Source organism: Bacillus sp. DU-106 (genome assembly GCF_004799705.1).
GTDB lineage: Bacteria > Bacillota > Bacilli > Bacillales > Bacillaceae_G > Bacillus_A > Bacillus_A cereus.
Genome location: NZ_CP026607.1, coordinates 2,427,044 through 2,451,237, shown reverse-complemented (window position 1 = coordinate 2,451,237; position 24,194 = coordinate 2,427,044). Strand labels below are relative to the sequence as shown.

The following is a 24,194-nucleotide window of genomic DNA, read 5'->3' as shown; positions in this document are numbered from 1 at the left end:
TCCTCTCCTTGTTTATACACTTTTTTAATCACTTGAGAAGGTCATTTTTCTACAGTATAAATTTTAATATCCTTTGACTAAAAGGTTTACCTCTATTCTTATCGAATTATATTAATATCTTATAACGCGAGGTGAACATCTTGTTCAGTAATATAGAATTAGTTTTAGATGCTAAAGCAAGTTTAGCTGAAGGACCATGTTGGAATGGAAAAAAGCAACTTTTATATTGGGTTGATATTATGGAGAGAAAATTATGCATATATAATCCTACCGCTAATACGAACCGAGTAATTGTTCTCAATCAACAAATTGGCTGTGTTGTTCCATATTTAGAGGATGTACTACTCTTAGCTATGGAAAACGGCTTTTATTCTATTAATGTAAATACAGAAAAACTGACACATATTTTTGACCCTGAACCACATTTAATAGAAAATCGTTTCAATGATGGAAAATGTGATCCAGCTGGTCGTTTCTGGGCAGGTTCTACAGATACATACGGTATGAATGCTGCAGGTTCCTTGTATTGTTTACATCATAATTTAAGTGTAGAGAAAAAAGTTTCACATGTAAATACATCAAATGGAATTGCTTGGTCACCTGATCATACATACTTTTACTTTATAGATACACCTACTAAAAAAGTAGTTCGCTATCAATATAATATACGTACTGGAGACATTCATAATCCAAGTGATGTAATCAATTTCTCTGAAAATGATGGTCTACCTGATGGTATGACAATTGACGAAGAAGGTTGTTTATGGATTGCACATTGGGGAGGTTCAAAAATAACTAGATGGAATCCCTCTACTGGAGAACAAATATTAAGCATTCCAATTCCCGCGTTATATGTAACATCATGTACATTTGGTGGGCCTAATTTAACAGATTTATATGTTACAACAGCCAGAACAAGAATGAGTGATAACGAATTAAAAGAGTATCCACATGCTGGTGGTATTTTTCGAATTCAAACAAATGTTAAAGGCTGTCCCACCTATTCATTTTGCAATAAAAATATTGGAGCTGAAACAATGTGAACCGTATCGATTACATAAGACAAGAAGAAAAGAAATATCACGACCTTTGCTATGAACAATATAAACTGTTTGAAGCTGGCTCTTGGCTTTTCAAACCAGTTAAAACGGTTATGGACTTGATGAACCACTTTGACGGACAAAACAACTTGCAAGTACTTGACCTTGGCTCTGGCGTTGGGAGAAATAGCATTCCAATTGCAAAAAAAATAAAAAATACTAGCGGCACCGTTACATGTGTTGATTTACTTAATTCCGCTTTAACAAAGCTACAAATTTATAGCAAAGAACATGATGTATTCGAGGTTATAAAAACAGAAGAAGCAGCAATTGAAAACTATCATATTGACTCTAACGCTTATGATTATATCGTTGCAGTATCAAGTTTAGAACATGTCAGATCAGAAGAAGATTTTAAAAATGTACTCCACTCTATGAAAAGAGGTACAAAAAACGACGGTATTAATTGTTTAATTATTAACTCTAACATACAAGAAATTGATTCAATAACGAATGAAGAATTAGAAGCTTTAATTGAAATTAATCTTTCAACCGAAGAAATGATAAGTACTTTAAAAAGCATTTATAAAGAATGGAAAGAACTAAAAGTTGAAATAAAAGAATTAGCTTATGATATTGTTCGAAATGAAAGACACATTCAATTAAAAACAAATGCTATATCGTTTGTAGTTCAGAAATAATCGTATAATAAAGATATGATTATTTCTCTCAGATTTATTTTTATTGCACGAAATTTGCAACTATAAATATTTATGAAACAAAAAATAAAAGAGCACTTGTTTCCGCAAGTGCTCTTTTGGGGATTTTGAGATACCCTATTAACGAAAGTTAAGGTTACTTAAAGTTAAAAGGTATTTATATTATATGCTTGTCCTTTTTATTTGTGCATAATCAATATATAAACATCTTTAATCATTCTTAATAACTTTTAGTTATCGTTCTTTCTTACATTTTATCATTAAGAAATTGATTGAAGGTTTATTTGCCATGTTCTTATTTGGTTCATCAATTTCCGAAACTTGTACTAATCTATATTGATTAAAATCTTTTTTTATAGATTCAGAATCATAAAAGAACATTTTTACACCTTCCATTATCTCATAATAATCTTTATCCAATTGTTTTCCTTTTCCGTACATGGGAGCTTTTTTAGAAACAGTTGTAAAAACCATATATCCGCCTGGTTTTAACTGATTATAACAATCTTCAATAAATTTCTCTCTTTCCTGTTCATTCAACAAATGAAGAAGTGCATGACTAAATATCCCATCATACAGTTTATTATCAAAAGGCATTTCGTTTACTGAACCGTGATACATACTAACATCTTCTAGTCCGTTTTCTCTTGCTAAATCGATCGCTGTTTTCGAAATTTCAATACCTGTTACATTTATACCATTATCGATAAAAACCTTTGCATTTCTTCCATATCCAATACCCGGAACTAATATATTCTTAACGTTCTTTTCAAGAAAAAAATCTTTTGTCAAAATTGCAGATTCTGTAGGTTCAAATCCCCACATCGTTTGTTTTTCGATAAAACTTGATTCCCAAAATTCCATTATGTATCTATCTCCTTATTTTCAATCCATTTTTAGTATCACATTAAAAACTTATAAATTTTAACGCTGCGTCTACCTATGCCAAATTAGTTTTTTACCACATTCACTATAAGTCCATTGAATATAGCACAATTATAAGCCTATATCTATTATAATGATTGGTTTAAAATCCACCCTATTTTATTAATCCTTACGTTTGTAGAAAAATAAAAAAGCCAATACTTCCGTTATAGTATTGGCTTTTTCTCACGAGAAATTATCTTTTTATATTGTACCGATCTAATACTTTTTCTAACATTTCTAAAGTTATTGGTTGTGCTTCTTTTATTAATTGATAACCAATACGACCATTCGGTTCCGCTGTAACTTGCTGTAAACTCTTTACGTCATGAATCCCTTTTTCTCTTAATTGCATATAAAGTTGTTGTTCCGACATTTTTGCCTGCATCAAATTCTCTTTTACAATCTCTCCGTTTTCAACAATTATAATGCTACTTCCATTTAAAAATTGTTCCACCTTCCTTGATTTCAATTCAAAGAAATGAATGATAAGTAATATGCTTGCAAATATGATAGCCGCGAATATAGATGGGACTACTTTTCTACTTAATACAGGTTCTACAATAATACGGCCAATTGATACAACTATAATGATTTCAGCTCTTGTCATTTGGCTCACAGATGTACTACCTGTCATTTTCAAAACAATTATTCCAGTAAAAGTTAATATAATACTTTCCCAAATTATATTCATAATAACCCAATCCTTTAATGGTGTATTTTACTATCATTCCCATTAAAGGTATGTTTTACTTACCTATTAAGTTGTTAAATCCTTCAGACCATGATGGAAATAAAGGTGTCCATCCATACTCTTTACGTGCCTTATTATTGGAAGCTCCTCTTTCCCAACTATTTTTCCCATCTTGAACTTTAGGCTTATGTGCCCCTATCGCTGCTGCATATATTGGTAACCATTCTTTACTAGTTGCTGGATAATTATCTACAATATTTACGATTCCTGAAGGCCAATTAAGGGATAGCATAGTAGCTCTTGCAGCATCTTCAACATGTATAAACGAGCTTATCCCGTCTGATGCGATAATTTCATTATTACGAACTTGATTTGCTATTAATCCGTTTTCCGCATACCATGTTCCTGGTCCGTATAATGTGCCGTAACGAAGTATAACCGATTCAGGTAACTCAGTAACAGCTTTTTCTAATTTCAATATGCCATTAACAGTGACTTGCCGAGGCATAGAAGCAGTAATATGTAGTGAGTCTTTTTCAGTCGCAAATGTATCCCCTGGTTCATACGCCCATGAAATACTTTGAGCGATTATTTTCTGTACCCCTACATTTTTAGCGGCATCGATAAGGTTACGAGTGCCTTTTGTTCTAATTTTTGCATTATCCTCAAAATTCCATGATGACAATGACGTTAATTGATGAATAACTACATCGGGATTTGTTTCTTCTAATACAGAAAATACAGCCTCTCTATTAAATACATCAGCTATTACTGGTATGGCACCCATCCTTTTCATTGCTTCTACTTGCGAAGTATTACGAATCATCGCAAACACCGTATGCCCATTTTTTATTAACATTGGCAATAAAGAACGTCCTATTACACCAGTTGCACCTGCTACAAATATTTTCATATATGTTCCTCCTCATTTAATAATCATAAATGTGACGAAACATTTGTAAGGTATGTGACAAATATTTGCTCATTTTTTCGTTATTCATATGAAACATATACTTTTAATGGTTTAATTATCCCTAAACTCAATTCATCAAAACATTGTATGAGTGAAGTATAATGTATTTCATGTTGAAAGATCTCCTCTATAAATGGTGTTTTTCCTATTTCTTCAAAAAACCAATCTGCATGTTTTTGATAATCGTATCCGTCACTTGATCCAATAATTTGTAATTCTTTCTGATAAAAGTTAGCAGTTAATGTTAGTTCTTCTATATTACCATCAGACAGTATACATATTTTACCATTAGTTTTAAGAGCTTTTTGCAAAGTATGGAACCCACTATTTGTAGCAGAACATTCGAAACCATAATTATATGTTTCTATTATTTTCTCTTCTGAATCATATATGTTTTTCGTACCAAACTTCTTTGCAAAATCTCTTCTATTTTTATTAGGCTCAACAACATCCACATGCTCAATGCCTACATAGTATTTTAAGAAATAACAAGCGAGTAAACCAATAACTCCCATTCCAATTATAAGTACTTTTTCATCCTGTCGCGGGTTTAGTTTCAATACTCCTTTAGCGGCATCACATGAAAGAATAGATAATAAAGCAATTTTAGGTTGTATAGAACTAGGCACTCGAATTACTTTATGCGCCTTAACTATCCCTATCGTTTCATGTCCATAAAAAGAAACTACTTTATCACCTACGTTTACATGTGTTACTTGATTACCAACTTCAATCACTTCACCATAACTTTCATATCCAGTTTTTCTTGGATAAAAAGGATGCGGATCTGTAACATCGGATCCATTATACTGTGGTAACTCGGCCCCAATGCTTATCGATCCTGCGATTGTTTTAACGATAATTTCATCGTCCTGTATGTCCTTAATTTCATTTGTTTCCCACTCAAGTTGTTTAGGCCCTTTTACAATTAACTTATATTGTTCCATTTATATCCTCTCTTTTTATAAAGATGTTATAAGTAATATTGTTATCCATCTAAATTTCGACTAAATTTATTTACCTAATAGATGATAAATTACCCTTGCCCACGTTTATACCTTTAATGCTCCTGTACCTTTCTGTTCAGCGTCTAATACTTCAAGATTACTATTCTGATAACATTTTAAGAAAAGTCGTTGCCGCCCAAATGAAATACGCAAGTTGCGTCACGATATACATCGTAATTTCAAAACCTGTAAGCTTTCTTTCCCTTTTTATTTTCTTTAAATATCTATAAAAACAAAATGAACATAAGATCAGTAAAACAATAGACATTTGATATAGATTATCCACTAAAAGAACTGCCATTTATTTCATCACCTTTCCAATAGAAAGCGGGCTATAGTTCAAGCATACCATAAAAAAGGAATTAATTACCATGTAGTCCAGAGCAAATATTACCCAATTAAAACCAGTCACCTTTTTGAATTTATTCAATACAATGTTATGTAATCGACTACACACGATATAATAGGAGATTACTTTCTTTCACTGCAAATGCTTAGGAGGAAGTTGTACATGCAATTGATTCATAACATAAGAAAGGCATTTAATAACCTATGTAACTACGATACGTTCAATTTAATACACACTATTCAATCATTAAATATTTCACTTCATAAAATAGCTCCTTTTATTACTTCACCAGTTAATCTTGAATACGGAAGGAACGTTATCTATCAGTCTGAATTCGTAGAGATTTTAGTATTAAATTTCCCCAGCAAAGCAAAGACCTTTGTGCACGATCATGGAATATCTGTAGGATGTATACTAATAGTCAATGGTACGTTACAAAATATAACGTACGAAAATAATAGCGAGCGGATTGAAGAGTTTACAGAGGGAAATATTTTCACAGTAAAAAAAGATACTGTGCATAAAATGTATAATGCTACAGATTCAGCAGTAATAACTTTCCACGTATATTCCCCACCATTAAAAGATGTCCAAATATATGAATAGTCTTTAGAAGGAGGAAATATGCAAAATTTGAAAGATTACTATATAAAGAGCTTACAAGATGGTCGTAACGTTTGGCTCTATGGACAAAAAGTAGATGTAACTACAGACAAACATTTTGCAGGAACATTAAGTACCATTTCTAATTTATTTACATTGTTTGATGATCCAATACGAAGAGATTCTGTTGGATATGTTAGTCCAAAAACGAAAGAATTTGTCCATACAGCCTTTTTAGTTCCGAATTCCTATAACGAATTATTAATGAGGAGAACCGCTTTTGAAACGTGGAGTTATACTACAGACGGTGTAATGAGTAGACTATCTGATTACGCAAGATCGAGACTTACTGGCTGGTACGTATCAAAATATTTTTATAAAAAATTCGATGCACAGTTTCCAGATAAAATTACATCTTATTATGAAGAAGCAAGAGATAATCACTTATTCTTAAGCGTAGTTCAACGTGATCCACAAATAAATCGATCTACAGAATCAATGTTGAATACAAACGACTTAGGATTACTAAGAGTTACGAAAAAAACTTCTGATGGAATTTATTTAAGTGGTGCTAAAATGATTGGTACTGCTTCTCCTTATTCAAATGATTTATTAATCTATCCATTAGCAAAACTGACTGATACTCAAAAAGATTTAGCTCACTTTCTCATCGTGGCAGCCAATTCCCCTGGATTACATATGGTTTGTAGAGAACCATTTGCGAATACACATTCAATTACAGTTGATTCCCCTCTTAGCTCACAGTACGATGAAATGGATGCACTATTAATCTTTGATAATGTATTTGTACCATGGGAACGAGTCTTACTATATAACAACCCTGAAGCGTTATGGGCAATAAAGTCAGATGTAGCTTCTAGTAGTTTAGCTTATCACCAAGCAATTGTACGATTAGTAGTAAAGCTAGAATTTATAACTGCAATTGCTTGTGAAATTGCTGAAGCGATCGGTGCTACTACTTATTTGCATGTTCAAGAGAAGCTTGGGGAATTAATTATGCAAATCGAAACAATTCGCGCACTTTTAATTGCTGCAGAAGTTGAAGGTACTACAAATGAAACAAAAACTTATTTGCCGAATTTTAAATATATCGAAACTGCAAGGAATCTTGGTTCCAAATATTATCCCCGTGCAATAGAAATTTTACAATTAATTGGAGCAGGTGGGTTCATTCAACTTCCTTCGAGCTCGAATGACTTCCAAAGTCCGATAGCTAATTTATTGAAAAAGCACTTTAAAGGAACGAATATAGATGCCGAACAACGCACAAAATTATTTAAGTTAGCCTGGGATATCATTGGAAGTCCATTAGGATCTAGACACGAATTGTATGAAAGATTTTATGCCGGAGATCCAATACGAAATACAGCTACGCAATATGTAAATTATGATAAAAATCATTTTAAAAAGATGCTAAGTAAATATTTACATTAATGAAAAAGAGCACTCTTTTCTAAGAGCGCTCTTAAAAAACATATAGTTATTCAGTTACATATATAGTTGCTCCGTCCACAACTGCTACTTTTCTCTGTAATGGTTTCATTTTATTCACCTTTAGTTTTCTTCTTACACATGATTCTTATCATATTTTCTCGTATAGACTTCCCCATTCTGAGTAACTAATTTTAATGCAATTTCACCACAAACTCCATGTGGTATTTCAAATTCACCTTGTGCATTTGAAATACTACGCATCTTACTTTCAATTGAATCTTCATAAATTTTCACATTAGTTATAGGTTCGTTATTTTGATCTACGATAATACCTCTTGAATACTTTGCAACTGCTATGCATTGATTCTCTTTTTTTATATTTAGCCACAACCATTACACCAACTACTATAGCGCTACATACAAACAAGAGAATGATTTTTCGCCTCAAAACCAAACAAACCTCCTAATTCAAATTATTCTTTTCTAAACTGAAAATTAAACTGTCTTAATTGCTTGATTTCCCCAATTACTTTACGAATACCTTCTTCAATCTTATCTTCTTTTACATTCGAAACATTTAATTTTAATAGTTTTTCTTTAGGGAAATTCCTCATATAATTCTTATCAATAGTATCGACACTTATTTGCATGTCACCTAATTTTTGTATAAGTGTTTCTGTAACTGTGTTTTTCTGCATTTCTAAACAGGTGTGTATTCCAAATGTGTTTTGTCTATTATATGTAAATAATGATGGATCTTCATTTTGCACTTTTTCTAATGTTTCTGCTAGTTTTATTGATCTATTATAGTAGGAAGAATTAATTTTACTTTTATGACGTTCAAACATACCGCTCTTTATATAAATTTCTAAAGCCGCTTGAGAAATCATCGGACTATCAATATCTAGTATCTTTTTGTATGTATAGAACGCATTTGCAATGGATGGTGGGATGACTGCAACTCCAACCCGTAAACCAGGAAAAATAATCTTCGAATAACTTTTCAAATATATGACATGACTACAATTATCCAAGCTATATAACGGATCTGCTTTTGAATCAGTTTCTAAATCTGCTAAATAATCATCTTCCGCTATAAATACATTGTATTTCTTAGCCAATAGTGCGATTTTTTCTTTCTCATCTTTAGAATAAGAAGTTCCAAGCGGATGATGATATCTCGGTATCGTATAAAAGAATTTTATTTTTCCAGTTTGAAATATTTGCTCCAATTCATTCAAATCGATACCTTCATTCGTACGTTTAATACCGATTACAGGAACTTTATTTATTTCTAGATAATCAATATATAGATGATATGTTGGCTGTTCAATTAATACAGTTTCATTTCCATTCGGAAATGGTATAGAAGTTAATATAGCAAGTGCCTGCTGAACACCGGATGTTATAAAAATATTTTCTTCTTTTGTAAAGACTTGATAATTTGCTAGTTGTTTTTGAATAACTGGTATTAAAGATGGTAAGCCTTTCGGCGTTCCATATACAAACAAATCATTTTTATACGTATCAATAGCCTTATTAATACAATGTTGAAAATCTAAATACGGAAAAACATCTGGATCTGGTGCTGAGGAGGCAAAATCAATTATCTCGTTATTTTCTATAGTACTCTCTGATTTTTTAACAACGTAGTATCCACTTTGAGGGACAGAATATATAATGTGACGCTTTTCTAATTCATGAAGAGCACGTATAACTGTTGCCTTATTACATTCATATTGCGTAACGAGTGACCGTATAGACGGTAATTTCTTTCCTTCTCTTATTTCTCCATTTTGAATCATATTTTCTATGTCGTTTAAAATATGTAAATACTTATACATATTACACCTCCTCCAGTAATTCTATATTTAATTATATCGATTTTTCATTCATATAGCATTCATTCCTCAATTAGTTAATTTTCCGATCATCTATATCGTAAATCCCAATAGCATATGAATCATTTTCAATCCATTTCTTTACTGCTTCTGTTTTAAGTACCCCTTCAACTTCTTTTTCTATTTTCTGTCCAAGTTCTCTCGCCCCTACTTCATCATCGCTAATCTTAGTTTTTATATCAATGGTAACAGGTTGATTCTTTTTATAATTTATTTGCTGAATACCAAACCCTTCATATCCATTTTTTCTGAATACGTCATCAAATATATGTCCAAAAACTTGATTCCATCTACTCTCTGCCTTTACAACTTCTCTATTCCTTTGAGTTATATTGATTTTATAAGACGTTACACCTTGTATCACCAATCTTTTATTAATATCATTTTTTATTTCGTTACTATCTTCGCTATCAGCAATCTCTAAATCTAATATTCTTTCTTTTTCATCTCTTATAGCAGCACTAAAAAAAGATTCCTCCTTTACCACTGCTGTGGCAATATCCATCACTATAGAATCTTCACTTTTAGCATCTTCAATGTCATTCTCACAGGCACATAATAAAGCAAGTGGAAATAAAAATACAAGTAACTTCTTTCCCTTTCTCATGCAGCACCCCTCCATATATTTTCATTTACGATAAACTTTTTACTTTGACATATAAATACCTTCTTTAATTATTAAATTTAACATTATTTCACATTTACCCCACTTAACAAGGGAATTACAATTAATAAATAGAATATCTCTATGAATAAATAAAAAGTGAGGGATATATAATGCAACGTGTAAATACGATTGATATTAGTAATGTACTACAATTGGAAAAAACTCTTTCGACTTTATTAAATAAAATGATTTCTTCAAAACTAGACCTTGAAAATTGGTTAAAAGAGCAGTCAAAAGTAATTTGGGACATCGAAGAACAATTAAGATCACATTACATCGCCTTTCAATGTAATACGGATGATGAAGAAATAAAGGATACTTTTGAACATGATCAACAATTTGTAAAGCCACTTTTAAAGCGATACCAAAATTTATTGGATAATAAATATTTAGAGTCACCTTTTCGAATGGAATTAGATTCTAATGTATATGGTTTATTAGATACAAAAATAAAAAATGCTCAAAAGTTATTTTGTGAGGAAAATATCGAATTAGAAATAAAGGAAGACAAATTAGTCACAGAGTACTTTGAAATCACTGGAGGATTAAGTGGAATTTGGGACGGAGAAGAAAAAACGATAACAGAATTACAATCCTATTTACAAGATTCGAATCGTGACACCCGTAAAAAGGCAAAAACCATTATTTCTGAACAATTTTTATCTGTTGAAAAAGAACTCCAAAACATATTAAATCAATTAATTGAAATTCGCCATCAAAAAGCAAAAAATATTCAACTAGAGAATTATCGCGATTATATGTTCAAAAAATACGAGCGTTTTGATTATTCAGCGATAGATTGCTATGAACTAGCTGAATCCATACGTAAGTATGTTGTGCCTCTTAAAGATAAAATATTGCTAGAGAAAAAAGATAAACTGCAATTGGATACACTTCGCCCGTGGGATGTATCAGCTGTAACTCCAGATCAAAAAGTACTTAAACCTATTGCAAATGAAAATGATTTAATTGAAAAGAGCACTCATATCTTTAATAAACTAGATGTTGAATTTTCAGCACTTTTAAACCGAATGTATAAACACAATTGTCTTGATTTAACAAGCCGCAAAGGAAAAGCAGCTGGTGGCTTTTGTGAGTACTTACCAGCTTCACAATTATCTTATATTTTTATGAACTTAAATTATACACAAGATGATATTGTCACTTTTATACATGAAATGGGTCATAGTATTCATAACGAACTCATAAAACCATTAAAATTACGACAGTATATAGAAATTCCAGCTGAAACAGCTGAGCTAGCCAGTATGACAATGGAGTTATTCTCGCTTAATTATTGGGATACCTTCTATACAGACAAAAAAGATTTAAAACAAGCAAAAATTAACTTCTTTAAAGATGTTATTTCATATTTACCTATTATGCTTATTGTCGATCAATTTCAACACTGGCTGTATGAAAATCCAAGTCATACTTCTAAAGAAAGAAATGAAAAATACTTACAACTTCAAAAACATTATCAGTCTAGCGTCATACATATTGATGGCTACGAAAACTGGATAGCAACGAGTTGGTTACCTGCACTCCATATTTTTGAAGTACCATTTTATTATATTGAATATGCGATCGCCCAACTTGGTGCATTACAAATGTATAAACAATATAAAGAGGATCCTAAGCAAGCGCTAGAAAATTATAAAAAGGCATTATCACTAGGAAGCTCGCAATCTATAAAAGAAGTGTATGATGCAGCCGGTATTCGTTTTGATTTTTCTGGTGAAACAATTAAAGAACTAATGCTATTTGTAGAAAAAGAATTAGAATTACTTGAGCAATTATAAGAAGAAAGCTGCACCTATATTTTTGGTGTAGCTTTCTTCTTTATTTTATTAATCAGTTCTATGTACTGAGTATCTCCATATCCGATTGTAGGAAAAAGATGAAACAACTTCGTTAATAATTCTTGAGTTGATAAATCTTTATTTTTAGAAATGAATTTCATTACTGCATTATCTTCTGTTAACATTTCTAAAAATAAGTCTATAGCCTGATACATTACAGGTGGTACCTTATGGGAGGTCTTTTTATGGTTTACTAATACTTCATTGTATATAGAAGAATACTTCCCCAATTCAAGTTCAATTTGATTTACTTTAAATTCATCCTCTCTAAAGCTATTTAAGTATACCTTCCCTTCATAAACAGACTGTTCAAGGTGAGAAAGTATGGTAAGTAGGTTCATTTGACAAAACATATCTTCACCAAACCATAAAACAATACATTTATAATTTTTCGTAAAAAGTTTTTCTAACGGATCTATAACCTTTTTTGTATAACTTTCTACGGAACTGTTATGTCCTTCCGCTCTTGTTTTAATAAAATCCTCATCAAAAACTTGTGTAGTAGCAGGGTTCACACACATTGCCTCATTAAATGGTGCATAATCAGAATCACCCATTAGCTTTTCGTTTTTAAATTCTTCATACATAACTTGACCATTTAATATGTTAAGTACCTCTTTATCAAATAGCTCACTCTTCCTATCTCGTAACTGTTCAAACTCTATTTTTCTAGAAATATTCATTTTAAACGCCCCTTCTTTATTTAAATTTAGTTTAACAAATGATTGAATAGGCAGTTTGTTAAGTTGATATTCTCTTGGATTCATTCCAAAAACATTTTTACATATTCGATTTAGCCGTTCCTATTTATAGTGCGATAGAATATTCATTTGCTAGAAATGGGAATATCGTTGACTATGAGTATTCTATTACAAAAGCACTATTTGAAGGCTACCAAAAGGAAAATGAGCTACCAAAAGAGATGAAAGACAAGTTTCCGTTATTTATTAAATTAAAGGAGATTTTTGAATATAGCTTAATGCATATGTATTGGGATAAAGAAGAATTAACGGAGGAACAAGTACGGATTATGAACCTTTATAGGATGAAGATCGAAAATAAGAATACCTATATCAATATTTAAGAATGCTGTTGTTTAACTGCAAGGAAAATTTGGTTAAACAACAGCATTTATTAATTAGCTGACAGTCTTTTTTATGACTTATAAATACTGATTCAATAATCTTTTCAAATACACTTCATTTTGCGGTGATACTTTTTCAGAAAATCTAGCTGCAATAATTATAGGAGCCCATTGAAAAACTTCATCTCTTGATAAGCCGGTACGACTGCAATATATATGTAAATACATCTCAGCTAATTCTACCGAAGATTGTGAGTACAACAAATATGTTCGAAATACATCTGCGCGAATATCCCCTGAACTAGCATCTACCCAATCTATAACTTTCACTTTCTCTTCCTTACTCAAAATCAAATTAAATGGATGAAAATCTCCATGACATAGCCTAAAATCAAATGTAATAAAATCTAATTTTTGTAATATACCCTTCTTTTTGCGTTCATCCAATTTATGCACAGATTTAATTTGACGCTCTAACCTTCCCCTCATTAACTCCATTTCATCTGTATTCACATGTATAGCATGGATTTTTTTTTGCTCATTAACACAAAGGCCGATATAACGCTCTGCCTCATTTAAATTATTAAGCAGAAGATCACCAATGTTGTCCCCTTTTACATGTTCCATAATAATTGCCTGTCTATTTTGTATCTTTATTACTTCAAATATGTTTGGAACTGGCAGCCCGCATGAATACGCATATTTTTGTTTTTTTGCTTCATTCATAGACTCTGTATCTGGGAGGTAATCTTTAAATAATTTTACAACCTTATCATCAGTTAAATAAATTTCTGCAGTATTCCCTTTTGCAATTGGATTACCTAAAACCACTTCATTTCTCCCCTTAACATAAATTAAAATAACACCTTGTACTTCTCTTTAAATTCACTGTAACCCTAGCTAAAACCTTCTTCACGAATATACAAAAAACTTACCGCTTTTCATCCTTAAATAGAAAGCGGTAAGTTTAATTGTTTAGGAATATCAGAATGAAACTCTGATGTATGCACAATTGAAAATGTATATCCTTGCTCAATAAATGATACTTCATTACGTTTACATTCAAATGATACACTATTTTTCTTAAAGTTATTTTGGATTCGCTGTAAAAATGCGACGTCTGGTGTTCCGAAAGAAACGTGTACTTTCGGTGATAGAGCTTTCATCGCGATTGGAATCCAAGGTCGCTGCCACCAAGTTGCGACGACATAAGCAGTGCCACCAACTACAAAGTTAAAAATATCCCCGTCTTCCATCGTTTTCATATTTAGATTTGATTTTAACCATTCCCTAAAAATAGGTACACTTTTAACAGGAAGACCAATTTCCCTTACATATAAAATGTTTAAAGGTGACTGCGGTACTAATACATCTTCTTTAACATAACTATGCGCGATAATTTCGAGTAGATTTCCATCTCCGTCTTTAAAGTATAAATTGAATCGCTCATCCTCTTCATCAATTATATGACCATCTTTCCATTTCACAATGAGTAATCCAGACTCCTCAAGCCATATTGCTGTTTCATGAAATTTTGAATATGGGATTTCAAAAGCAAAATGTGCAGGTGCGATTGGTTCATACACTTCTTGAAAACTAATTGTTGTATAAGGTGTTACTTCAAATTGAATGAAGGATGCTGTTTCTTTTTTTATTGGAAAAGATAATATGTCCTTATAAACTTGTTTTACCCCTTCTATGGAAACCGTCTGTAGTTTTATATCTGATATATGTGTAATCACTTTACATTCCCCCTCATTTCTTATTATCTATTCGTATTGTATTACACTTATAAATAGATAAAATCAAACGGAAGGATGGATTTTTCATATAGAAACTACAACTTTAGTATGAATATGTTAGCTCCAATTATTTTTTATTTCCGCTATAACAATTTCTGGTTTATCCCAGTGCAACATGTGGGTAGTATCAGGAATTACTTTTACTATACTGTCCGTTTTCTCTTTAAAAACATTTACTGTCTTATCTCTATAATCCGCCCAAACTTGTGGGACTGTAGCTCGAAGTAATACAATATTAGCCGGTAGCTTCTCATATATATCTATTGTTTCATCTTTATGCATACCTCTTATTATATTACTAGCTGTATTCCCCCTGGCATGCCACCATACTTTATTATCCATTTCGATCCCTAGATCCTTTACAGCAACTTCTAACAATGAAGACCATCTAGTATAAGCTTCTTTTTCACTTTTGAAAAATTCGTCCCAATTATTAAAAACATATTTATCAAAGTCCTTTTCATAATAAGCAATTTCTTCTTCCAACGTTTCTTCTCGAAGCCTTTTTGTTTGATATCCACCATCAATAAGAATACTTCCTTGTACTTTTTCTGGATGATTTAACAAATAAAATAACGCTACAAAACTTCCCCATGAATGTGATAGAAAATAGAAGTATTTGATTCTCAATTCATTTATTATTTCATTTAACCAATTTGCTAAATTGTGCATCTCATAATCTTCTGTTCTTTCAAATGGCGGTGTTTTACCATGTCCAGGTGCATCAACGGAGATAAATCTATACTCTTCTTTTAATTCCTCAGCAATTTCTATAAAACTTAAACTCGTACTACCTAATCCATGTAAACAAAAGATAACGGGCTTGTCATTATTCCCCCATTCAGTAATATGTACATTTATTTTTTCATTGCTAATATAGTAACGTTTCAAAACATTTATCCTCCATATTTTGATTTTTTAATTTACACTTTATTTATTTCTATTATTTTCAAGTATTTCCTGTATTCTTTTCCACACAAAAAGCTGCTTTTCTTTAAATGAAAAGCAGCTTTTACACTAAAATACATTATAATTTAACAGCAATAATCATAAATCTTTTTGAATTCGTACGAATCCCTTTTTCAGAACTATACGTATCAATGAACTTTTGTAAAATAGTAAAATCCTCTTCCTGTTCTCCGAATCTAGGAATAATAGGGGTATGTTTTAATAAGAAAATGAGATCTTCAGACCTACTGTAATAATCAGTAACATCATATTCACGTACTTGCACGAGATCAAATCCTGCACTAATAAGCTCATTCATATAATTTTCTTTTAAAGTACCATCCCGTTCACCTAAGCATTGTCCTCTACCAAATGCTTCTTTCAGGTTTAATTTATCATTCTCACTTACTTGTTGTGTTAAGAAAAAGGCACCCTTTTTCATTACTTTCGCTAACTCAGATGCCAGAAACGGGGCATGACAACTTGAAGCAATATCAAAATGTGCATGTGGAAATGTTAAAGCTTCAGAACCCATTTGAAGAAACTCAACATTTTGTACACCTGATTTTTTCAAGTTAGAATGTGCCGTTGCAATCATGCCGTTAGAATTATCAATTCCAATCAACAATTTAACTGATGATGCTATGTTAAGTACATTTTCTCCTCCGCCTGTACCAACATCAAGTAAAATATGTGATGGTTTACACCTTTCTTTTACCTCACTATAAAAGTCCCATGTATCTCCTACAGTTTCACATTTTATTTTGCTAAAATCCCATCCATTTAATCTTCCTACTTTATCATAGAAGCTTTTATACTCTAATTCGTTCATCTTATTACTTCCCCTTTGTAAAAATAAATTAAATATGTATAATAACCTACGACACTCCTTAATTATATATTATAAAATACAAATTATTAAAACAATATTTCCCTTCACACTACAATAAGTTTACATAACATTTTTATGGTTTATCTTTATCTATATATTCTAAATGCCCTCTTCCCCAACTACACATACTATCCAAAACAGTACTGACTGTTTTTCCATGTTCAGTTAAGCAATATTCTACTTTAGGTGGTATTTCTTGATAAATTTCGCGTTTTATTAGTTGATCTTGCTCTAATTCACGTAATTGCTTCGCTAACGTCCCTTGAGATATATCTGGTATCAATCGCTTTAATTCACCAAAATGTTTCATTCCATCTGTTAGCAAAATAAACAAAATGAGTGACTTCCATTTCCCACCGATTATTTGTAATGTTGCTATTACCCCTTTTAACTTCGGTTCTTGTAAATCCATTTTTCTCACCTCTCCTCAGATATCATAAAGTGAAACTTTAATCAGTGGGGGTTTTGTTCATCCCACACTGATTATTAGTTGAACCAATCGAGCTTTTACGGGCAATTGATCTCTTACCTAACTTCCTTGCATTTTCCTAACTTTGAGGTGAGAGTTTTACTGCCCGTGAATGCGGGATAAACCATATTTAGAAATTTTTCCTATTACTTATCCGCATGTATAGCGATTAGTACGAAATTTGCGACTATGTACATATAAAGTGCGTACTTTTCACTTGCTCCCTTTTAGCGAATAATAAAAGCATAGCACAGTTATATTCTAAAGTTTTTTATTAAAGGAGTGGCTAAAATATGTCTATTACTACATTAAAAGATAATCGTATTGTTATCATTGGTGGGAGTTCTGGTATTGGATTCGCAACGGCAAAACAAGCAATTGAACAAGGAGCACATGTTATTATTGCAGGGCGTTCGAAAGAAAAATTAAAGATTGCTAAAAAATTAATAAATAGCAATCGTCTCCAAACTTACGTATTGGATAATCAAAATAAAGAGCAATTACAAAATTTTTCCAAGACAGTTGGGAACTTTGATCATTTATTCACACCGGGAGCCTCTTACACACTTGGACCAATTACCTCTACAGAGGAAATTGCTGAAAGTAGCTTCATCGGAAAGTTTTGGCCTCAATATTATGCCGTAAAATATGCAATTCCTTTTCTTTCAAACTCTGGATCGATTGTGTTAATGTCTGGTGCATTTAGTCAAAGACCACTTAAAGGCGCACCTGCCTATGGAGCTTGCAATGGTGCTATTGAAAGTTTAGGGAAGGCTTTAGCTGTGGAATTAGCTCCTATTAGAGTTAATGTGGTTTCTCCTGGAACAATACAAAGAGAAAATGAACAAAACGAAAATAGACTAGTTGCTTACAAAGCTTATAAATCTCTTTCACTTGTACAACGAGCTGGATATAATGATGAAATTGCACATACTGTCCTATATTTAATGCAAAATAGTTTTACTACGGGTAATGTATTGTTTCCTGATGGAGGATACACATACCATTAATTATTAAAAATTTAATGCCTCCTTGTATTAACTAGTATTAAGGAGGCTAGTATTAACTAAAAAAGGGATATATTAATGTAGGATCTTCTTTCAAAAGTTCTGCTAACAACAATAATTGCGGAAAAGGTCATAAGATTAACTCTTTATCCAGCAACCCCTTTTGTTCTCGAATCATTCCGCCTCCTCGCATAAAAACCGCCCTAATTTCTATTCCCTACAATTTTATATAAAATCAATATTATAAAGTAGGATTCAACAACTTCTTACAGAATTCTATATTTAATACATATTGGACGGATTATTTTCAAATTCCTCTATAAAAAAGGGAGGTCATACAATTGTGAAATTTGTACAAGAACGAAGATTAACTGTCAAGACAACTTTTTCAAAAGAATACAAGATTTTTATTTTTGGTTTACTCATTTCACGAATCGGGGATTCACTATATACTTTTGCACTGCCTTGGATTGCCTATCAATTAACTGGTTCAGCTGTAATTATGAGTTCTTTATTTGCTGTTAACGTATTGCCAATCGTTTTATTTGGCCCTTTAGTTGGTGTACTAGTTGATCGATATGATCGAAAAAAGTTACTTTGGATGGCGGATATTACCAATATTATTTTAGTAAGTCTCGTACCAATTTTACATGCATTACATCTATTAGAAGTCTGGCATTTATACGTAATTACTTTTATCTTAGCAGTTATGTCCATGCTTTTTGATGTAACAACAGTTACAGTCATTCCACACATCGCAGGTGCATCATTAACGAAGGCTAATTCTTTATATCAAATGGTTAATCAATTGGCTAGTTTGTTTGGTCCAATCATAGCTGGGCTTTTCATATCTTTTATTGGCGGCTTTCAAGTACTTTGGATTAATGTTCTTTCATTCATTGCTACATTAATTGCTGTGATTATATTACCTTCTATGAAAAACTTAAATAAAAAGAATACTGATAAAAAGACATTGCAAAATGTACTAAATGATTTGTTTGATGGATTTAAATGGCTCATAAATGATCGGTTAAATATAGCTTTGTCACTTCAAGCTATGGTAGGTAACTTTGGAGCAAGTGCTGTTTTAGGTGTACTTATGTATTATTTATTATCGACATTAAATCTTACCTCCGCACAAAGTGGTTATAATTATACTTTAATAGGAATAGGTGGGCTTTTAGGAAGCTTAATTGCCGTTCCTTTAGAAAAGAAATTTCGACGTGGTATACTTATTCCTTTACTCCTATTTTTGGGAGCGCTTGGATTAACATTTGCTTTGTGGAGTACATATTGGCTCGCTCCCGGAATTGCTTTCGGAATCGCGATGACATGTAATATCACATGGAATACGATTGTTACATCAATTCGGCAGGAAACTGTTCCATCCAATTTGCAAGGACGTGTTTTAGGTTTTTCTCGTGTACTTACACGATTATCTATGCCATTGGGGGCATTAGTAGGTGGAATTATTTCAGCCTACAATCCTGTATTTATATTTGCTTTAGCTGCTTTTACTAAAATAATTGAAGTATTTATTGCCTTATGTAGTCCGATACGAAAACTGTAAAGAGGAAAAATTATATATTTTGAGATATTCATAAAATAAAAAAGGCATAAAACATGCCTTTTTTATTACTTATTTGTTTATTGGATAACAAACTTCTGTAACCCACTTATTAGGATCCGCTTCCATCGCTGGGCTCACATGATAAATATTAAACATCGGGCCTGCTAATTTGTAACCCTCTGTCTCAATCCATTTTGCCGCAGCCTCATTTACAGCTGTCATCTGTTCATAACTTCCATTAACTGTTATAGAAGCTACATTAGTCGATTCCATATTTTTAAATGTAACGTCTTTTGTATTTTCGTGCTTACCTAGAATACTTAGCTGTATTTCTATATCTACATCATTTTCTTTGTATTCACGATCATGGAAAACCGCAATACTATAACTCGGTTGGGCAATACTAATATTTTTCATTTGAATTTCTTGCATTAATACACTCCATAAATCACCTTCGCAATTATACGATGGAATAATCTTTCTAACACTAGCTACAGTTCTTTCTGGAATTTCTTTTATTGAAACATGATAATTCATCTCAACAACATCCTCTCTCATCATTTTCATTGAGTCTTCGAGGAGACGTAATTGTTTTTGGAGGTTATTCATGTCTTCTTTAATTTGAGCACTACGATTTAAAAATTGCTCTTTTATGCTATCTATATTATCGCATTCTATTATTTCTTTGATGGTAGCAATATTAAACCCCATAGCTTTTAACGTTTGAATTTGATTTACTTTTTTTAATTGGTCTGCTGAATAAAATCGATATCCACTCTGCTCATCGACTTTTACTGGTTGTAGTAATTCCACTTTATCGTAGTGTCTCAACATTCGTATACTAATGGAAGATAGTTTTGAAAAATCCCCTATTTTAAACATGATTTCCTCCTATAAGTTACATCTACTTTGAAGCTCAACTTTATCTTAAACAATGACATTGTGTGAGGGTCAACTATTTTTAACGATTTAAATAACAATTTAACATGTTATATTTATATAATTAAAAACCTATATTCCTATTTTTATGACTACTGCAATTGACAATCCATCACTAGTTATTTTTCTCAAGACATTCATAAACCGCCATCATATCTCGTTTATCCAACTCACGTATGCGATTAAAAATTGGTATTTGTCCAACAGCTTCTGTTAATAAGCTTTCATTCACAACATCACTTACTTTTCCAGTTAACCACGTTTGTACATCCACGCCCTCAACAACTTCTTTTAACCCTTCGTCATTAATACCACTTGCATTACAAGTTACACATGGAATTGTTAGTTTAAAGACACCATCATGTAGATTATCTTCGGTTATCACTTTCTTACCTTTACAAAATGGACATGGATTACTCTTTTTAATTTTATTAATTTGGGTAACTAATTTTTTGTATCCAAACGCTTCGTATACATACGTAAGTTTTTTATATTTACCATTTGTGAAATACTTATCTATAATGGTTTCTCTCGTTTCATAAACATTAGGGAAATCACAAACAGTTACTTGATTATTAATACTAATGGATTCGATATTTCCTTTTATTTCGCCCCAGAATGGTAAGACATTTTGTAACACCATTTCATAGTTTGAAAAGCTTGCTTGTTCTAATTCAAACATCTTCAGTGCAACTTGTGCTTTTCTTGGCAATAAAGAAACATCTTCTGTCAATACCATATCGCCACCAACAATAGACTTCAATTTAACAAGTGCCGGTAAATCACCAACTGTTTTCAATACTTTATTAATAGGCTGATTGATTATTTCACGAATATCTACGTTACCAAATTTAAGTGGCTTATGATGATTTAAAACCGTCCCCTCACAAATTGGACATTTCATCATTTTTTTTGAACTCTTAATTTCTTCTTTAATAGGTGCTTTTGAAATAACAATATATCCACCAATAATTGTATTAAATCCTACCCATGTTCTGCGTGTCTTTCCTTTTTTATCATAAAATGATTTTTCAAAATATCCGTACCAAAACGTATGCTTTTCTTCTTCTGACATATCATTATAGCTCTTTGACAAATCGTGACCAATCTCATTTTTTATTTCTTCGAATAGAAATTCTATTTTTTCATGCTGATAAAATTTTAATACCTTCATGATTTCTGGATCGAATAGCCCATCCCAAAATGGAACACTTTTATCTTGAATGGCAATATCTTTATCAAAAACTTCAATTTGAAGACGTCCAGAACAAGATGGACAATGATTGTCCTGTGAATAGAAATCAAAACTTCTCGTATCTTTATTAATTGGATGAGTAGCTACAATATGATTAATTAATCCACCAATCTCATATAAGAAACTATATTGACTATATAAATGTCTTTCAAGATCAATAGCAATAACAGGTGCGATTGTATCAGATTCATATTCACCATAAATTAACCTAGCCATTGATGATAAACTTTTTAAAATACCGCCCTTATAAACATTTTCGGCATTTTTAAAATAGTTAATATGATTTTCTTCTAAATAGTGAACTCCTTTTTTCTGCTTAAGCATTGAAGAGATATTTATTTTCTTTGTGCTATTCACATTACTTTTTTGACGATAGTAATCCTCATGATTAACAACATCCAAATGCTCTACAGATTCATTCTGCCTTTTTCCAAAATCAACTATATAATCAGAGCTTTCTAACATGTAACGATTATGCTCAATCATAATGATAGAAACTGATTCATCTTGCAGAATACCTCTAATACTATCGATAAATTGATTTAAAATATTTTGTGATAAACCTTTTGAAGGCTCATCAAAAATGAATAATGTATGTGGATTTCTAGTGTTTGCAAATAATTCCGAAACTAAATGAACACATTGAAACTCACCTGTCGATAATGTTTGTGTTTTTCTCTCTAATGTTAAATAGCCAAGTCCTAATTTAATTAGTAGGCTCAAACGTTTATAAGCGATATCTTCATTTGGAAGTTCATCAATAATATCCTCAATCGAGCGCTCAAAAATATCATCAATGTCTTCACTATACTTTGTTAGTTTCTTTTTAATATCTAGGAAAGTTGCTACAGTTGATCGACTTGTAATTGATTGATTTCGGTCTTGTCCCACCATAACTAATTTATCTTTTGGATATCTTTTCAAGAAATCTGTAGCTAGACATTCATTGACAAGTGTAGATTTCCCACATCCTGATTCTCCTGTAACCGTTACAAGCCTGTTTTTAGGAATTTGAAACTCCTCCATTTGGATATTACGGCAATATAAATCATAGAATGTATAATATTCTGTTGGTATTTCTTTATTTCGATCCCACAGTATTGACTTTGGTCTTGGTGATTCTTTCACAATTTTCCCGCCATATTTTCCGCTACCAGGTCCAAAGAATAATTGCTCATCAGATGTATCTAGTACTGTATCTGAATGATCAATAAGCCAAATTTGATTTTTACACCCTAATCGTTTAATCTCTTCTAAAATTTGTAATAAAGTTTCATGATCAAGTCCAACTGAAATCTCATCAATAATAATTACAGCATTTTCACTTACTGCCATGAATTCGGCCAAATAAAGTCGTGTTAACTCTCCACCTGATAACGTACCCATAATTCGATTTAATGTTAAATAACCAATGTTCATATTAATAATATTTTGCAGTATATGCTGTTTTTCTTCACTAATATTTAACTCTTTTGCTAGTGAAAGAATAGATTCAACACTTAAATCATTAATATTTGAAATTGAATGTGGCTTGGCCAACAAATCAATTTCATGTTGTTCAATTTCTTCACTATAACGTTTTCCCTTACATTTTTTACACTCAACATTTTTTGTAGTACCACGGCCTTTACAACCAGTACACCAGCCTAATTGATTATTAAATGAAAAGACCTCTGGAGAAAGATTAAATACTTCAGCAAGTTTTTCCCGAACCTCTGTAAAAACACCAGTATGAGTACCAATCGTTGAACGCGGATTAGACGAAATCGATGATTTTCCTAGAAAAAGTACTAAAGGCATTTCTTCCATCTTAATGGCACTAAAATTTGTTTCCATAATGTTAGGAAATAAATATTGATATTCAGCCTTTGGTAATAAAGAAACTAATCGTTTTTTTGATTCTTCACCAATTGTTTGGCAAAAAGTTGTTTTACCCGATCCAGATAAACCAGCAATTCCAAACGATTTATTAAACGGTATAGTTGCATCTAATTTATTTATGTTATTAGCAATTAATTGATTTACTTTCATATT

General features: G+C 31.7%; 23 protein-coding genes and 1 pseudogene. 8 read left to right on the top strand and 16 right to left on the bottom strand.

Translation table 11 applies throughout. The features are described from left to right. Nucleotides 1-140 precede the first annotated feature (140 nt). Both C3Y97_RS12490 and C3Y97_RS12485 read left to right on the top strand, forming a co-directional pair. Nucleotides 141-1,043 (top strand): SMP-30/gluconolactonase/LRE family protein, encoded by a 903-nt coding sequence (locus C3Y97_RS12490; RefSeq protein WP_000492433.1) that lies wholly within the window; start codon nt 141-143, stop codon nt 1,041-1,043. After that, nucleotides 1,040-1,741, top strand: a complete 702-nt coding sequence (locus C3Y97_RS12485) for a class I SAM-dependent methyltransferase (protein WP_001079453.1) — start codon at nt 1,040-1,042, stop codon at nt 1,739-1,741. Before C3Y97_RS12490 ends, C3Y97_RS12485 begins: the two co-directional genes overlap by 4 nt. Nucleotides 1,742-1,993: 252 nt before the next feature. On the opposite strand, the gene C3Y97_RS12480 is transcribed toward C3Y97_RS12485, so the two are convergent. From C3Y97_RS12480 to C3Y97_RS12460, 5 genes are all read right to left on the bottom strand, one after another. Further along, complete coding sequence (locus C3Y97_RS12480; RefSeq protein ID WP_000397612.1) at nt 1,994-2,623, bottom strand: class I SAM-dependent methyltransferase; 630 nt, start codon at nt 2,621-2,623, stop codon at nt 1,994-1,996. 256 nt (nt 2,624-2,879) lie between these two features. Further along, on the bottom strand, nt 2,880-3,377 hold the full coding sequence (locus tag C3Y97_RS12475) for a DUF421 domain-containing protein (protein WP_001021703.1): 498 nt from the start codon (nt 3,375-3,377) through the stop codon (nt 2,880-2,882). 55 nt (nt 3,378-3,432) lie between these two features. Further along, entirely contained in the window at nt 3,433-4,290 is an 858-nt protein-coding gene (locus tag C3Y97_RS12470; RefSeq protein ID WP_000689436.1) for an NAD-dependent epimerase/dehydratase family protein, read from the bottom strand. 80 nt (nt 4,291-4,370) lie between these two features. Continuing rightward, nucleotides 4,371-5,297 carry a zinc-dependent alcohol dehydrogenase gene (locus tag C3Y97_RS12465; RefSeq protein ID WP_000438850.1) on the bottom strand — a complete coding sequence of 309 codons (927 nt, stop codon included), beginning with the start codon at nt 5,295-5,297 and terminating at the stop codon, nt 4,371-4,373. Nucleotides 5,298-5,457: 160 nt separating this feature from the next. After that, nucleotides 5,458-5,658 carry a hypothetical protein gene (locus C3Y97_RS12460; protein WP_000279689.1) on the bottom strand — a complete coding sequence of 67 codons (201 nt, stop codon included), beginning with the start codon at nt 5,656-5,658 and terminating at the stop codon, nt 5,458-5,460. Nucleotides 5,659-5,868: 210 nt separating this feature from the next. On the opposite strand from C3Y97_RS12460, the gene C3Y97_RS12455 reads away from it, so the two are divergent. Next, nucleotides 5,869-6,312 carry a cysteine dioxygenase gene (locus C3Y97_RS12455; protein ID WP_001176009.1) on the top strand — a complete coding sequence of 148 codons (444 nt, stop codon included), beginning with the start codon at nt 5,869-5,871 and terminating at the stop codon, nt 6,310-6,312. An 18-nt stretch (nt 6,313-6,330) separates the two neighbouring features. Further along, nucleotides 6,331-7,764, top strand: coding sequence for a 4-hydroxyphenylacetate 3-hydroxylase family protein (locus tag C3Y97_RS12450; protein ID WP_001180387.1), 1,434 nt, complete (start codon nt 6,331-6,333; stop codon nt 7,762-7,764). A gap of 132 nt (nt 7,765-7,896) precedes the next feature. Here the strand turns inward: C3Y97_RS12450 and C3Y97_RS12445 are convergent. From C3Y97_RS12445 to C3Y97_RS12435, 3 genes and pseudogenes are all read right to left on the bottom strand, one after another. Further along, nucleotides 7,897-8,212 (bottom strand): annotated as a pseudogene (locus tag C3Y97_RS12445) (hypothetical protein). Between the two features lie 25 nt (nt 8,213-8,237). Then, nucleotides 8,238-9,608, bottom strand: a complete 1,371-nt coding sequence (locus tag C3Y97_RS12440; RefSeq protein ID WP_000280121.1) for an aminotransferase-like domain-containing protein — start codon at nt 9,606-9,608, stop codon at nt 8,238-8,240. Nucleotides 9,609-9,678: 70 nt separating this feature from the next. Beyond that, nucleotides 9,679-10,272, bottom strand: a complete 594-nt coding sequence (locus C3Y97_RS12435) for a DUF4030 domain-containing protein (protein WP_001225384.1) — start codon at nt 10,270-10,272, stop codon at nt 9,679-9,681. A 170-nt stretch (nt 10,273-10,442) separates the two neighbouring features. On the opposite strand from C3Y97_RS12435, the gene C3Y97_RS12430 reads away from it, so the two are divergent. After that, a complete protein-coding gene (locus C3Y97_RS12430) occupies nt 10,443-12,134 on the top strand; it encodes a M3 family oligoendopeptidase (protein WP_136363420.1) in 1,692 nt (563 codons plus the stop codon). A gap of 14 nt (nt 12,135-12,148) precedes the next feature. On the opposite strand, the gene C3Y97_RS12425 is transcribed toward C3Y97_RS12430, so the two are convergent. Beyond that, nucleotides 12,149-12,961 (bottom strand): AraC family transcriptional regulator, encoded by an 813-nt coding sequence (locus C3Y97_RS12425; RefSeq protein WP_100655169.1) that lies wholly within the window; start codon nt 12,959-12,961, stop codon nt 12,149-12,151. On the opposite strand from C3Y97_RS12425, the gene C3Y97_RS12420 reads away from it, so the two are divergent. Continuing rightward, nucleotides 12,952-13,278, top strand: a complete 327-nt coding sequence (locus tag C3Y97_RS12420; RefSeq protein WP_002204781.1) for a hypothetical protein — start codon at nt 12,952-12,954, stop codon at nt 13,276-13,278. The two genes, C3Y97_RS12425 and C3Y97_RS12420, sit on opposite strands and share 10 nt — an antisense overlap. 78 nt (nt 13,279-13,356) lie before the next feature. Here C3Y97_RS12420 and C3Y97_RS12415 read toward each other — a convergent pair whose 3' ends face one another. The 5 genes from C3Y97_RS12415 to C3Y97_RS12395 form a co-directional block, all read right to left on the bottom strand. Next, nucleotides 13,357-14,109, bottom strand: a complete 753-nt coding sequence (locus C3Y97_RS12415; protein ID WP_000242835.1) for an aminoglycoside phosphotransferase family protein — start codon at nt 14,107-14,109, stop codon at nt 13,357-13,359. 116 nt (nt 14,110-14,225) lie between these two features. Next, nucleotides 14,226-15,020, bottom strand: a complete 795-nt coding sequence (locus tag C3Y97_RS12410) for a VOC family protein (RefSeq protein WP_000627921.1) — start codon at nt 15,018-15,020, stop codon at nt 14,226-14,228. A 117-nt stretch (nt 15,021-15,137) separates the two neighbouring features. Next, the gene (locus tag C3Y97_RS12405) at nt 15,138-15,971 is read right to left on the bottom strand and encodes an alpha/beta fold hydrolase (protein ID WP_000833447.1); all 834 of its coding nucleotides are present in this window, start codon (nt 15,969-15,971) and stop codon (nt 15,138-15,140) included. 136 nt (nt 15,972-16,107) lie between these two features. Next, the gene (locus C3Y97_RS12400) at nt 16,108-16,860 is read right to left on the bottom strand and encodes a class I SAM-dependent methyltransferase (protein ID WP_136363418.1); all 753 of its coding nucleotides are present in this window, start codon (nt 16,858-16,860) and stop codon (nt 16,108-16,110) included. A gap of 133 nt (nt 16,861-16,993) precedes the next feature. Beyond that, nucleotides 16,994-17,332, bottom strand: a complete 339-nt coding sequence (locus C3Y97_RS12395; protein ID WP_136363416.1) for a winged helix-turn-helix transcriptional regulator — start codon at nt 17,330-17,332, stop codon at nt 16,994-16,996. A gap of 350 nt (nt 17,333-17,682) precedes the next feature. On the opposite strand from C3Y97_RS12395, the gene C3Y97_RS12390 reads away from it, so the two are divergent. Together C3Y97_RS12390 and C3Y97_RS12385 are read left to right on the top strand one after the other, a co-directional pair. Next, entirely contained in the window at nt 17,683-18,399 is a 717-nt protein-coding gene (locus C3Y97_RS12390; protein ID WP_136363414.1) for an SDR family oxidoreductase, read from the top strand. Nucleotides 18,400-18,739: 340 nt separating this feature from the next. Continuing rightward, nucleotides 18,740-19,966 (top strand): MFS transporter, encoded by a 1,227-nt coding sequence (locus C3Y97_RS12385; protein ID WP_136363412.1) that lies wholly within the window; start codon nt 18,740-18,742, stop codon nt 19,964-19,966. A 69-nt stretch (nt 19,967-20,035) separates the two neighbouring features. Here C3Y97_RS12385 and C3Y97_RS12380 read toward each other — a convergent pair whose 3' ends face one another. Both C3Y97_RS12380 and C3Y97_RS12375 read right to left on the bottom strand, forming a co-directional pair. Next, on the bottom strand, nt 20,036-20,848 hold the full coding sequence (locus C3Y97_RS12380; RefSeq protein WP_000472617.1) for a MerR family transcriptional regulator: 813 nt from the start codon (nt 20,846-20,848) through the stop codon (nt 20,036-20,038). A gap of 172 nt (nt 20,849-21,020) precedes the next feature. Further along, nucleotides 21,021-24,191 carry an ATP-binding cassette domain-containing protein gene (locus C3Y97_RS12375; RefSeq protein ID WP_121868534.1) on the bottom strand — a complete coding sequence of 1,057 codons (3,171 nt, stop codon included), beginning with the start codon at nt 24,189-24,191 and terminating at the stop codon, nt 21,021-21,023. Nucleotides 24,192-24,194 lie beyond the last annotated feature (3 nt).

Excerpts from the sequence above, each read along its gene's own strand:
- C3Y97_RS12480 (WP_000397612.1), bottom strand. The coding sequence starts at position 2,623 with ATGGAATTTTGGGAATCAAGTTTTATCGAAAAACAAACGATGTGGGGA.
- C3Y97_RS12475 (WP_001021703.1), bottom strand. The coding sequence starts at position 3,377 with ATGAATATAATTTGGGAAAGTATTATATTAACTTTTACTGGAATAATT.
- C3Y97_RS12470 (WP_000689436.1), bottom strand. The coding sequence starts at position 4,290 with ATGAAAATATTTGTAGCAGGTGCAACTGGTGTAATAGGACGTTCTTTA.
- C3Y97_RS12465 (WP_000438850.1), bottom strand. The coding sequence starts at position 5,297 with ATGGAACAATATAAGTTAATTGTAAAAGGGCCTAAACAACTTGAGTGG.
- C3Y97_RS12460 (WP_000279689.1), bottom strand. The coding sequence starts at position 5,658 with ATGGCAGTTCTTTTAGTGGATAATCTATATCAAATGTCTATTGTTTTA.
- C3Y97_RS12455 (WP_001176009.1), top strand. The coding sequence starts at position 5,869 with ATGCAATTGATTCATAACATAAGAAAGGCATTTAATAACCTATGTAAC.
- C3Y97_RS12450 (WP_001180387.1), top strand. The coding sequence starts at position 6,331 with ATGCAAAATTTGAAAGATTACTATATAAAGAGCTTACAAGATGGTCGT.
- C3Y97_RS12440 (WP_000280121.1), bottom strand. The coding sequence starts at position 9,608 with ATGTATAAGTATTTACATATTTTAAACGACATAGAAAATATGATTCAA.
- C3Y97_RS12435 (WP_001225384.1), bottom strand. The coding sequence starts at position 10,272 with ATGAGAAAGGGAAAGAAGTTACTTGTATTTTTATTTCCACTTGCTTTA.
- C3Y97_RS12430 (WP_136363420.1), top strand. The coding sequence starts at position 10,443 with ATGCAACGTGTAAATACGATTGATATTAGTAATGTACTACAATTGGAA.
- C3Y97_RS12425 (WP_100655169.1), bottom strand. The coding sequence starts at position 12,961 with ATGAATCCAAGAGAATATCAACTTAACAAACTGCCTATTCAATCATTT.
- C3Y97_RS12400 (WP_136363418.1), bottom strand. The coding sequence starts at position 16,860 with ATGAACGAATTAGAGTATAAAAGCTTCTATGATAAAGTAGGAAGATTA.
- C3Y97_RS12395 (WP_136363416.1), bottom strand. The coding sequence starts at position 17,332 with ATGGATTTACAAGAACCGAAGTTAAAAGGGGTAATAGCAACATTACAA.
- C3Y97_RS12390 (WP_136363414.1), top strand. The coding sequence starts at position 17,683 with ATGTCTATTACTACATTAAAAGATAATCGTATTGTTATCATTGGTGGG.
- C3Y97_RS12380 (WP_000472617.1), bottom strand. The coding sequence starts at position 20,848 with ATGTTTAAAATAGGGGATTTTTCAAAACTATCTTCCATTAGTATACGA.
- C3Y97_RS12375 (WP_121868534.1), bottom strand. The coding sequence starts at position 24,191 with ATGAAAGTAAATCAATTAATTGCTAATAACATAAATAAATTAGATGCA.